The 12,092-nt window shown below is 39.3% G+C and carries 13 protein-coding genes; 9 read left to right on the top strand and 4 right to left on the bottom strand.

The genetic code is table 11. The features are described 5' to 3' along the window. The first annotated feature begins 356 nt into the window (after positions 1-356). Both B8983_RS01435 and B8983_RS01430 read left to right on the top strand, forming a co-directional pair. Positions 357-1,202 carry a Crp/Fnr family transcriptional regulator gene (locus B8983_RS01435; RefSeq protein WP_084282076.1) on the top strand — a complete coding sequence of 282 codons (846 nt, stop codon included), beginning with the start codon at positions 357-359 and terminating at the stop codon, positions 1,200-1,202. A gap of 518 nt (positions 1,203-1,720) precedes the next feature. Next, entirely contained in the window at positions 1,721-3,091 is a 1,371-nt protein-coding gene (locus B8983_RS01430) for an HD-GYP domain-containing protein (RefSeq protein WP_084282075.1), read from the top strand. 149 nt (positions 3,092-3,240) lie between these two features. Here B8983_RS01430 and B8983_RS01425 read toward each other — a convergent pair whose 3' ends face one another. Then, entirely contained in the window at positions 3,241-4,566 is a 1,326-nt protein-coding gene (locus tag B8983_RS01425; RefSeq protein ID WP_084282074.1) for a GDSL-type esterase/lipase family protein, read from the bottom strand. 216 nt (positions 4,567-4,782) lie between these two features. Here B8983_RS01425 and B8983_RS01420 point away from each other — a divergent pair, with 216 nt between their 5' ends. The 7 genes from B8983_RS01420 (at position 4,783) to B8983_RS01395 (ending at position 8,589) form a co-directional block, all read left to right on the top strand. Then, on the top strand, positions 4,783-5,331 hold the full coding sequence (locus B8983_RS01420; RefSeq protein WP_084282073.1) for a hypothetical protein: 549 nt from the start codon (positions 4,783-4,785) through the stop codon (positions 5,329-5,331). A 3-nt stretch (positions 5,332-5,334) separates the two neighbouring features. Then, the gene (locus B8983_RS01415; protein WP_084282072.1) at positions 5,335-5,832 is read left to right on the top strand and encodes a DUF6644 family protein; all 498 of its coding nucleotides are present in this window, start codon (positions 5,335-5,337) and stop codon (positions 5,830-5,832) included. 1 nt (position 5,833) lies between these two features. After that, a complete protein-coding gene (locus B8983_RS01410; protein WP_084282071.1) occupies positions 5,834-6,331 on the top strand; it encodes a DUF6644 family protein in 498 nt (165 codons plus the stop codon). A 54-nt stretch (positions 6,332-6,385) separates the two neighbouring features. Then, positions 6,386-7,225, top strand: a complete 840-nt coding sequence (locus B8983_RS01405; protein ID WP_084282070.1) for a hypothetical protein — start codon at positions 6,386-6,388, stop codon at positions 7,223-7,225. Positions 7,226-7,236: 11 nt separating this feature from the next. After that, entirely contained in the window at positions 7,237-7,656 is a 420-nt protein-coding gene (locus B8983_RS01400) for a DUF6152 family protein (protein WP_084282069.1), read from the top strand. 448 nt (positions 7,657-8,104) lie between these two features. Then, entirely contained in the window at positions 8,105-8,275 is a 171-nt protein-coding gene (locus B8983_RS13965; protein ID WP_159460782.1) for a hypothetical protein, read from the top strand. A 32-nt stretch (positions 8,276-8,307) separates the two neighbouring features. Beyond that, positions 8,308-8,589 (top strand): hypothetical protein, encoded by a 282-nt coding sequence (locus tag B8983_RS01395; protein WP_084282068.1) that lies wholly within the window; start codon positions 8,308-8,310, stop codon positions 8,587-8,589. 124 nt (positions 8,590-8,713) lie between these two features. On the opposite strand, the gene B8983_RS01390 is transcribed toward B8983_RS01395, so the two are convergent. From B8983_RS01390 to B8983_RS01380, 3 genes are all read right to left on the bottom strand, one after another. Further along, complete coding sequence (locus B8983_RS01390; protein ID WP_084282067.1) at positions 8,714-9,706, bottom strand: Bug family tripartite tricarboxylate transporter substrate binding protein; 993 nt, start codon at positions 9,704-9,706, stop codon at positions 8,714-8,716. 65 nt (positions 9,707-9,771) lie between these two features. Then, positions 9,772-10,884, bottom strand: a complete 1,113-nt coding sequence (locus B8983_RS01385; protein ID WP_084282066.1) for a Gfo/Idh/MocA family protein — start codon at positions 10,882-10,884, stop codon at positions 9,772-9,774. Between the two features lie 65 nt (positions 10,885-10,949). Continuing rightward, positions 10,950-12,014: a Gfo/Idh/MocA family protein gene (locus tag B8983_RS01380; RefSeq protein ID WP_084282065.1), complete on the bottom strand. Its 1,065-nt coding sequence runs from the start codon at positions 12,012-12,014 to the stop codon at positions 10,950-10,952. Between the last annotated feature and the right edge of the window lie 78 nt (positions 12,015-12,092).

Raw genomic sequence — 12,092 nt, 5'->3', positions numbered from 1 at the left:
GTTGAGAAACCACCTTGGTTGAGTGAATGGCATTCACTCCATGTATAAGATTTATCCGGATAAATCTTCTCGACGGTTTTTTGTTTCAGACACTCGTCTAAAAGCACCTAACCTCCTAAACGTTTTACTTTCTATATTTGTTCCATAGAAGGATATTTCAGACTTTAGTGAGATATTTATCTTTTTTTTCAAGAAATAAACCTTCAATAATTGAGGTATTTAGGTTACTTTATTATAGATTTAATAATATAGAATCTAAAATATTGATTTATATCATTTTTTTCATTTTAAATTTTATTAATCTAATTTTGTTGTCATTCTAAAATTTATAATTTTAAAAAATAGAAGGGTCTAAGATGGAATCACTCCAACTAGGTAGTACCGTTACGATCAATCTTTTAACTGAAAAACGTAATTTAAGCCCGTGTACATGCTGCATTAGTAAATCAAGCTGCCTGCATAAACAACTTGATATTTATCAAGTAGAATCATTAACTGGCCAGTACACCCATAAATTTAAAGTTAAAGCTGGAGATGCAATTTTTCATAATGGCGACCCGATTGCATCTATATATAGTGTCCGAGTTGGGTTTTTGAAAGTAGAGTTTAGTCTCCCAAATGGTCAACATCAAGTAACCCGTTTTGTTGGGCAAGGGGAATTATTTGGAGTTGATGGCCTTGCAGATGGCAAACACCATTTAGATGCTTATGCGCTAACCGATGGTGAAGTATGTGGCTTGAATAATGCGCGACTTCATGAACTCATGAAAAGGGATGACGCTCTGAATAAAGCGCTTGAATGCGCAATGAGTAATGAATTAGTTAGATCTCAAGAGCATCTTTTTTCTTTAGGTACGCACACCGTTGAACAAAAGTTGGGGTATTTTATTCTTGAGATATTCCAAAAAATGGGTAAACATCACTCTAAACCTAATTACATATCTTTACCAATGAACAGGGAGGATTTAAGAAGTTATTTAGGCATGACTACTGAATCTTTGAGTCGAGCTTTAACAAGTCTTGAGAACAAAAATTTCTTTAAAGTAAAGAATCGTGAAATATCTAACATTGATGTTGAAGCTCTTACAAAACTCATCGACATGGCTGAAATCAATCAAAACAATATCGCCTCAGGACTCTCAGATCAGTCGTACGGCAACCATCAACACCCAACTTTTCATCAACAGCTTAAATTGAATTAATAAATCAAGAAAAGTAATTTTGGCTTGGGTTTATTTGACTATCTTCGATAACATGTGCTTCTGGAAAAATCGAAACACTTAATTAGAAGATGGAAAAATCTATTTGAATTCAATTGTTTAGTATGCTGAATGGATTTTAATTCAAGCATACAATTATTCTAAAATGAAGCATTCTGCTTCAAATTAGGGGATTAAAGATTAGACATTCTTAATCTTCCTTACGCTGCTTGTTTATTTCTTGACACATTGGATGAAACTTATAGCACCCAAATCCTTGATTTTATTAGCAGCAACCAGATGCTAGCTTTTATGGGTAAAACATTTCTAAGGATGAATCACCAAAAGTGCCTTAGTTAGTGAAAATTGTTTTAACCTAGCAATTTAATGAGGATCCCCTTTATTTTGAGAAGGAAAACGAGGTCATCCAGTTTTTGAGGATTAATGCGACTTCCACAGCCAATCTTTTAAATGATTACAATCAAAGATAATTATTATAAATAAATGAGATTAGACAAAGTATGAAAATATTGTCCATTAACTCCTTGTTTTTTTCATACGCGTTTCTCCACCTTTTTGTGGGAGCGTTGCTGTTAGCATTCTTAAAAAAAACTAAAAATAAATCACTGCAATTCATTGTATATAGTTGTTTTTCTCATGCCACTCTTTACTTCCTTCTGGTATCTAGGCCAAGTATTCCTGATTTGATCGGGCTGACTCTGCCAAATTTTCTTTCAGTTTATACATTGTATTTTTTTTATAAAGCCCTCAATAATGATTTATTAGACAACCAAGATAAATCAACCTTTAATTTCTATATTTTTGTTTTTGCGATTGGATATGCAACGAGCATTTATCTTATCAGTCAAACCCCCTATCAGGCATTTACTCCTTTAATCGTTGGGCTTTACCAAGGAGCTGGGAACTTAATCATAGCAAGGGCTCTTCTTAGACTAAAGAAAAAGACGCAAAGTTTTTTCATTCAAAACATGTACCTCATTAGTGTAATGATCACGATGCTTTGGATTACAAGAGCAATACTGAGTTTCTTTTTTGAAATCAGATTAGCTGTAGATCAGACTCTGATTAATTCTTTATTTTTCTTAGTGATTCTTTTGTTGGTTTTTGTCCGCGTTATTTGCTTTATTGGACTACATCTCGACAATTCAATTCAATACCAATTTCGTTTAGAAAAATACAACGGAACATTACTTCAACTGGTTGAGGAAGTAAAAAAGGTTGAAGGCTTTGCTAAAGGTATTGAAGATGGCATGCTTAATGTTTTAAACCAACTTTCAAAAGAACGGGATAATGAAACAGGAAATCATATCATTCGTACCCAACATTTTGTAAGACTGATTGCGAATCGATTAGATGAGTTAGGAAAATTTGAAATTAAACAATCAGAAGATTGGCTCAACATCTTATTCAAAGCAGCACCACTCCATGATATCGGCAAGGTTGGCATACCAGATAATATTTTGTTAAAAAATGGCAGATTAAGTCCTGTAGAGTGGGAGGTAATGAAATCACATGCGTTGATTGGAGAGAGAATCTTATCTTCTATGGACGCTGATGGTCAAATAAGTTCTCAAATCATCAAAACAGCCATTGAAATTGCGGGCTCACATCACGAAAATTGGGATGGCACGGGTTATCCAAGAGGACTTAGCGGAAAAGACATCCCGCAGTCAGCAAGAATCATGGCATTAGCAGATGTTTATGATGCATTACTTTCTACGAGGCCGTATAAAAAACCGTGGAGTTACAAAGAAACCGTAAATTACATCATCTCATTAAAAGGAACTAAATTTGATCCCGATGTAGTAGATGCGTTTATAGATTTAAAAGCTGAATTTAGGTTAATAAGAAAACAGTTTAAAGAAGATTAAGCAAACGCATCATTCTATTAAAGTCGAATGAAGTAGTTAAAATCTTTTATACCTTTGGAAAGGCATGTGCTTAGCATCTTAGACCTAAAAATTGAATACTAGGTCTAAGAAAAAAATCAAAAGGACTGTGACCTGCCTCAACAGTTACCTCATTTTTTATTTTTTGCATCCAAGAATAAATCGAGTGGAATTGAATTTCCCATGATTTGATATCCAATTCGATTAGGATGTAATTTATCACCAGCTCCACCAGTTGTACTTTCGGGTACAAACTCAGGCTTCATCTCCCCAGTTTTCATATCCACAATAACTGCATCAAAATCGATAACACCATCAAAGATTGGGGAGGATTTAATAAATTGATTGAGTGATTTGCGTTTCTCATCTTGCTCTTTGAAACCATGGGCCGCGCTTGAACTGCCCAAAGCCGTAGTAACGGTAGCACCAATAACACTAATACCTGCTTTTTTTAAGCGCTTTACACCCTCAGTCATTTTTTCAATAACGAAGTCTGCACTTGCATTCCCATTTTTACTAAAGTCATTAATCCCCTCTAACCAAATTACGGTATTAATACCAGACATACTTAAAACATCACGCTCAAGACGCATCACAGAAGATGGACCGCCCAAAAATGGCTTTGTTAGCGAATAGTCACTTGGACCGGCAATTTGATTTCCGCCAATTCCAGCATTCACCACAGCAAATTGATGGCCACCTACTTTTCTTAATCTTCTATTCAGAACATCTGGCCAACGATCATCGCCGTTCATCGTCGAGGCGGTACCATCGGTAATAGAGTCGCCAAAAGCCAAAATGCCAATCGTGTTTATAGGCACAAACATATCTAAGGCATCAACGAAAAACCAAGAAGCTGTACTAAACGGAAAATCCGCTTCAACTTCGCTTTTAGAGACATCTCCTGCACCAGGCAATGTGACATATGAGGTTTGTAAAGCTTTTGCATGCCAAGTCATCGGTCCACTCGCATTAGGGACATAAAAGCTAATGGCAAGTTTTTTGCCAAATAAATATTCGGGATCTATCCTCGAGACAAATGGCAAAGTAGTTGGATCACTCCAAACAGACTCGCCAGGAGCAACCGTGATGGTGTTTTTACCGGAAAAAAGTAAGGGGCGGTTGGTTCCTTTAACGATTTCTGCTCCACCAGATTGCAAACCAACAAATACATTAGAAAAAGTGACTGGCTGTGTACCAAGAGCATTAGATAATCGGATACGTGTCTTACTTGACCAAATACTAGGTTTAACAACCATCCTAAAGCTTTGATTTTCAGCACCACTTTCAGGCTTTGGGAAAACTAAAGACATATTTGGTTGGGCTGATGGATTGCCAAATGGATAGGGGCCTTGCACAGAACCCGTCCAACTGGTCATCCATTTGTAAGTTGGCTGAGCATACGCACTAAACATACTACTCAGAAGAAAAACTGCACATAACCAATTTTTACTCATCTTTACTCTCCATTAAGAAGGTGCTAACTCATCGCTCTCAAAAAATTACGGGCAATGGTCAGAAATAAGTGACATTCGCCCACAACTATTGATGACAAACTGTTTAGTTTATTAAAACATTCAAACTCGGAACCTATGGCAAACCCTTAGATGAAAAGTTTGGAGTAATATTTAATAAATTAATTTTAATATTAATCACATCGGGGACCTTTGGGCATGCGCAGTTTTTTTACTGTCATCTTCTTTATCATCATTTCAACATTTTGTTCTGCACAAAATGTAAAAGCTATCGACCTGCCTGCTTTGACTTCGACATCTAATTTAGAGTTAAAAAACCTCATGGAATGGCTCATTGATCCTGCAGCAGATGCTATTTGGGATTCCGTTTCAACTATTATTGATAGAAATGGTACAACGAATATTTCACCAAAAAATGATGCGGAATGGGAAACCCTGCGACAACAGGCAGCAGTATTAACTGAAGCAGGGAATTTATTGATGATGTCTGACAGAGTTCGGCCCGGCAAAATTTGGCCACTTGCAGCTAAAAAATTAAAGACCTCTGGTCTTTTAGCCCTGCAAGCTACGATGAATAAAGATCCGGATTTGTTATTTAAAGCTGGAGAAGAAATTTATAAATCTTGCGCAGGTTGTCATCATGCCTATGCTAATTTTGAAAAGTCGACTAGCTCCATTCCGCAGGGAAGTAATAGTGTCCTTCACTTAAGTCGTCAATCTCAACCATTCCAGTTTGCTAGTCACTAATTCATGATCAATCCCTTTCTAAAACAACTCTCCTTAACTATCGAGCAAACTGCGATGAGCCAGTCTTTGCAAGGAGTTGAATGGGTGGTTGCTGTCGTACAAACAATCCATATTTTCGCGGTTTGCACCTTAATGACAGCAATGATGCTGAGCAACTTTAAAGCCCTTGGGGTATTGAAAAGGGGGCATGTTTTATACCCTCTAGCAAGCGCCCTCAAAGGACCAGCGCATATAGCGCTTTTTATCTTACTGTTAACTGGACTCGTAATGATTATCGGTGAGCCAGCACGTGCCTTACTGAATCCAATTTTCCAACTCAAGATGCTATTACTATTAGTTGCTACTGTTTGTTCAGTGAATGTCGCAATTCAACAAAAGAAATTTGAAAATAATTTTTTTTCTAACTCTGGTAACAACCTTTTACAAAAACTTTTAGCACTTATTGCAATTTCTCTCTGGATATCGATCCTTTTTGCTGGACGCTGGATTGCTTACACTTAATATGAATTTCATCTCAAACATCGCAAACTTTCTGCAGGATTTACCGCTTGCCATCCTCATTAGTGAACATGAATCTCTATTTCCATGGATAGAATCATTTCATGTACTGGCTATTACGATGGTGATTGGCTCCATCTTTTTGGTCGATTTCAGACTTACTGGTATTGCTTTTAAAAGTTTTGAGTTCAGCACCTTCTCTCGGGCTTTAACTCGAGTCACTTGGCTTGGCTTTAGTCTTGCCGTGGTTACTGGATCTCTATTGTTTATTTCGAATGCCAATACCTACCTGAACAACACAGCCTTCCAGTTGAAGTTTTTATTTCTGTTTTTGGCAGGTTTAAATATGCTATTTTTTCAATTCATCTCTTCTAGAGAAATGAGTGTTTGGGGACACCCGGATTATCGAGTACCGCCGCTTGGAAAAATTGCAGGATTTTTCTCTCTCACCTTCTGGTTGATTGTAGTTGCTTGCGGAAGGTGGATTGGTTTCACCTTGTAATTTTGCGATATTTAAGTAGTATCAATAATAGTCAATATTAAGGAGATCATTGACATGAAAAAAAGTCTGAAAATGATGTTGGGGATCACTATCGCCTTTGGTTCTGTGCTTGGTGGAGCTGTTGCTTACGCGCAAACTAAACCGAAAGCACCCGTGATTATTAACCCGGCCCCAACTGCAAAAGATTGGGCCGATATTGCTAAGCTACCAGATTGGAGCGGCGTTTGGAATCCAAATATCACAGATCAAGATAAAAAAGCTGTTACAGAAATGCCACCATGGCAAGAAAGACAAGCTAAGATCATTGCCTTTCAAAATGCTGAAGAAAAGGCTGGTAGACCAACTCCTTTATTTACCAATTGTCTGCCAGAAGCGATGCCTTCATGGATGTTAATTACCCATAATGCAATGGAGATCCTATTTACTCCTGGAAGAGTCACTATGCTGGGAGAATCTGACGGCAATCGTCTTCGTAGAATTTATACAGACGGCAGAGATCATCCCAAAGATCCTGATCCTACTTTTCATGGTCACTCAATTGGTCACTGGGAGGGGGACACTCTCGTAGTTGACACAACGGATATCATCCCAGAATCGCTATTAGCGATCAGCGAAGCTGCTGGTGTGCCAAATAATGGTGATATGCGCATTAAAGAACGTATTTATTTAAAAGATAAGGATCTATTAGTCGATGAAATAGAAGTGATTGCGCCAAAAATCCTCACAAAACCATGGAAAACTACTCGCTTTTTCTTTAGACAAAGAAACCGTAAATTTGATATCGTTGAAGGTGTATGCTTGGAAGGTTATTTTGTACCTAAAGTCGATAAGAATGGTGATCATGTTTTTGAAGCGATCAAACATGATGTTGGTGGTAACAGATTAGTCAATTAAGGAGAATATTTATGAAATCATTCAATAAAATTATTGGTAGTACGATCGCTGCAACTGCAGTAGTGGCATCTTTTGCAGCTTTTGCACATCACTCAACCACCATGTTTGAGCACTCAAAGACTCTGCAAATTACTGGCGTGGTTGAACAAATGCACTGGACGAATCCTCACGTCGCGGTCATCATCAAGGGTAAAGAAGCCGGTAGTGCAGAAGAGACTACTTGGCTCATGGAAATGACTAGTCCAGGTAACTTAATCCGTGCCGGTGGTTGGTCTCGAAATGCCGTGAAGCCTGGTGATAAAGTGGTTGTCGACTTTAGTCCTTTGCGTGATGGGAAAAAAGGTGGGGCCCTTAAGAAGTTAGTGAAGTCTGATAGTGGGGAAGTATTCACTGCGAATATTCGTGCACAAGAAGCAGCTAATTTAGAGTAACTCTCTTTATTCATCACAAGCAACTAGGGTTGAAGTCCATTCAATCCTAGTTGTTTTTCTTTGTAAATTAAGTCCTTCAATTTCAATCAAGGGAAAACGCCTATTTTCTTTTTCCTCTGCCTTAGAAATAATATTTATTCTATAAATCACTTAGCAAGCTTTGTATTTTTTTATGAAAATTCGATTAAATTTTTTCAACAAGAAAGTGCCAAGTCCGTTTCCCAAAAAGCTCTATTCTTTTTTTCAAATAGGTATCAAATTAACGCTAGTTGGTTTCATTATTTTTGTTTTATTTAAAATCATTTTTGAAAATAATTCAATACACTAGTTTTCATCTTGAGATGAGTGACTTTGCAGTAAAAGAATCATAAAAATAACTCATCATTCGATTTCAAAATTTAGGCGATAAAATAAAATTCAACAGAATTTTTACTACCGCATTACTAGGTTGTTACCTTTCTTTGTCAACGCAGACGTCACTGAAAGAGCCATTGAAGAATTAAAAGTGGAATCGCAATTAAGGGCTGATCGCACAGCCTACCCGATGGGTGGTATTAATTCCGCAGATGCGCAAGAAACGCTAGCATGGATCTCCACTCGTGACCGTGAAATGAGCTAAGGGCTGGAGTTAAGTTGCACAAAAGTATTTAGATGAAGTTGCTAAGGCTCCTGATCAACAAAGTGCAGGATGTTCTCAATAAACCTTCAGTGCCAATGCTGATTATTGGTGGTACCAATGATACCCAAGTACACATCTCAGACCTTGAGCTGGTGACACGTTCTGGTACCAACCCCAACTACTCTTGGGTTAATCCAAAAGCTGGGCATTTAGGTCGTGAGGCAAGAGGATGGACTGACCCAGTGATTTTTGAGAAAGTCATTATTCATTGGGAAGTAGACCTCTTCAAAAATTATTTAGTCCCTAAAAAATAATTTTTGAAGTGTTGTAGCAAATGGTATCGAATCATATTCAACCCCATTTGCCACCTTCATCATTTTTACACCGGTATGATGTTAAATTTTCTTTAGTCGCCTTGTATAGCTATGTAGATGGTAACTAATCTGCAGTAGCGCCAGATTCTTTTACTACCTTACCCCAGCGCGTCAGTTCAGTTGCAACAAATAGTTTTGCGGCCTCGGGAGAAGCAGAAACTACTGCGTTTGCACCACCATTTGAAATTTTCTCTTTAATTTCTGCTGAATCTAAAGCTTTCGTAATCGCTATAAACAGTTGATTAACAATTGCTGGCGGCGTGCCGACAGGCACAAAAATACATTGCCATGAACCAGTCACCAAGTCGGGATATCCTTGCTCCAGCATCGTCGGAACATTCGGTAAGCCTGGTTGTCGAGTGGTACTTGTCACGCCATAACTTTTAACCTTACCAGCAATCATAAATTGTTTAACAGAGGGTAAGGTGGTGAACATGAGTTGGGTATCTGTGCCGATTAATCCAACCACAGCTGGGCCCGCTCCACCCTTGTAGGGTACATGCGTCATCGTACTACCTACAAGCTTCATGAACACTTCCATCTCTAAGCGATTAGCGCTACCTGAACCAGGAGAGGCATAGTTAAATTTATTAGGATTGGCTTTTAAGTAGGTCGCCAACTCAGCGGTATTTTTTGGTGGGAAGTCCACGTTGGCAACCAGTGCGCTCGGCACATCCGCCACCTGAGTAACCGGGATAAAGTCTCGTAGTGGATTGATATTTAAATGAGGATATAGGGCTGGGTTAATTGCAGAAGTACCAATATTACCTAAGAAAATAGTATATCCATCTGGTGCTGACTTAGCAGCCATTTCCATGCCCAGATTACCAGCAACTCCCGTACGATTATCAATCACAATTTGTTGACCGAGAATTTCTCCTAACTTAACCGCTAAAATTCGGCCAATAAAGTCTGAAGCTCCACCGGGTGCAAAGGGAATTATCATTTTAATCGATTTACTCGGATAATCAGCTGCAACGCTTGGGCTGGCAATACTGATTACCACGAAGGAACTTATCAACAACTTCAACCATGCACCGTGGAACATTGATTTCATTTTGTCTCACCTATCATTCTTTTTGAAAGGGCCACTGATTCATGGAATGAACCAGTTATTTGAATTTAATAAATATCGTCTTTTGCATCAATTGGCAGAGAGATTGGTTTTTTCAATCTTGCTGATAAATCAAATGCTTTAGTCATCATTAAATTAAAATGCGCTTCTTTGGCCGTAGCAGCTGGTGTTGGGACATTGAGTGCGACCCGATTGAGCCAAGACTCTGTCTCTTCTCGCATAGGGCCACGTAATTCACCCAAAGCCATATCGCCAGGCGGATAGCTACCCATAAAATCGACCCGCCTTGATTGGTCTGGCGCATACCCCTCACTTTGTGATTTGCTCGTGGCGAGAACGATATCGCGGTGTGTATCATCAATCGTCAATACCCCCTCCGTGCCGACAATACCAACATCTAAACTATAGACCGCGCCAGGCCAGACCACTGGTAATGCCCATGAAATCGTGGCTTGATAAATCGTGCCGTCGGAATAAGTAATGACCCCACTCGTCGCATCAATCCCCTTCCAATCAGGTCCCAAGGCTTTATCAATAGAGCGGGCATAAATCTCCACCGGTGTTTTTCCTTGCATCATCCACATGACGATATCTAGTGCATGCGTACCAGAAATTACCATGGGGGATATCTTTTCAGGATGATTGGTACGCTTATAGTTATCGATAGCAACTAAGCGGTTCATAAATGCTCTTGAGGTTACAAGCGTGACATCACCTAATTGGCCGGAGGAAACTTTTTCTTTGGCTGCTAGCCAACGACGACGAAAACGCTGGGTATAGCCGACCACCGCGTCGACGCCGGCCTTCTCAATCGCCTCTAGAACTCTGGCAGAATCAGCAAGATCAGTTGCTAAGGGTTTTTCAATTAAAAGAGAATGGCCACGTTCCGCAGCTTTTAAGATGGGGTCGACATGCAAGTGTTCATCCGTGGCAATAATAGTTGCGTTTACCTCCGGTCGATTTAATAACTCTTCGTAGGAATCAGTTACAAAATCGGCTTTAATTTTTTCCGCAACAAACTTTGCTCTTTCAGGATTTTTTTCAGCAATACCAATCCATCCCACTTGTGCATGGCGAGCAGCTACTTCACCACGAAATAAACCGACTCGACCTGCACCAACAATCGCTAATCCAATATTTTTTGCTTGACGATCACGCATACTTTACCCTGCCATTCAATTGATTGAAGAACTTGATCCAAATAAAACCACCCAATCAGGATGGTTTAACCATTCGCTGCTTTAAGGATCTCGTTAGGCAGTGGTAAATAGACAGGCTCGCCAGTTTCTGCGGATAAGTCAGCAGCCATATAGACCTCCATGACTTGACGCGCTTGTTCACCCGTCACGAGTACGTCACGATCCAAGGCAACAGCTTCTAAAAAATGTACTGTTTCGTAAGCCATTGGGCCGGCATAAATATGATCGACTTGCTCGCCTGGCATCGTTGACATTGGTAATTGCATACCATTCTTCATCGTGTTCAAGACCACATCCTTGTGACTATCATCGACCATTAAGGCACCCTCAGAACCAACAAACTCAATCCATGTAGAGGAGAAGTTTGGATATCCTGGAGGCAAACTCCAGCCGCCGCCAACCACAAAGGATAAGCCGTTATCCATCGTCACCATCATCCATTGCGTATCAGGGATGTCACCACCCGTGCTTTCACGCATCGCACCATAATTCACTTGTGAATATACTTTCACTGGTTTTGCTGGCTCTAAACACCAGAACACAAAATCTAAGTCATGGGTTGATTCCATCGCCGCTGGCGAAAGTTTTACACGTCCACTGATTTTTTTACCTAAACTACGAGTGATATGACGACTGACCAAAATACTCACTGGTTTGCCAATCGTACCGTCATTAATAGCCTTTTTTACATAGGCATATTTAGGGTTAAATCGTTGTGAATAACCAATGGTAAATTTCAGATTCTTTTTCTTGGCCAGTGCAATTAACTCATCAGCTTGTTCGAGTTCAATCGCAATAGGTTTTTCTAGAAATACATGCTTACCAGCAATCAAGGCGTCTCTAGCCATTGGGAAGTGGGTTGTTTCTGGAGTTGCCGAAATAATGACAGCATCAATGCTATCAATTTTCAATAAATCCTGGTAATTCGTGGTGGCCGTCTTGGCGCCAACGAGCTGGGCCATTTCGTGCAAACGAATCTCGTTCGTTTCCGCAATGTGGATTTCATTCACTAATGGATTTCTGCGGGCAGTTTCGGTCCGAATACCACCACACCAGCCAGTACCAATAACACCAATATTGATTTGTTTCATTTTTGTCTCCTAAAGGATTTGTACCTATTATTTAATTAACTATGATGCTAACTTTTGTACTAATACTTTACAACAAAT

The sequence above is a fragment of the Polynucleobacter kasalickyi genome, from assembly GCF_900176405.1.
Classification (GTDB): domain Bacteria; phylum Pseudomonadota; class Gammaproteobacteria; order Burkholderiales; family Burkholderiaceae; genus Polynucleobacter; species Polynucleobacter kasalickyi.
Note: the sequence above shows the minus strand (reverse complement) of the source record. Positions and strands in the feature narration are given on the sequence as shown.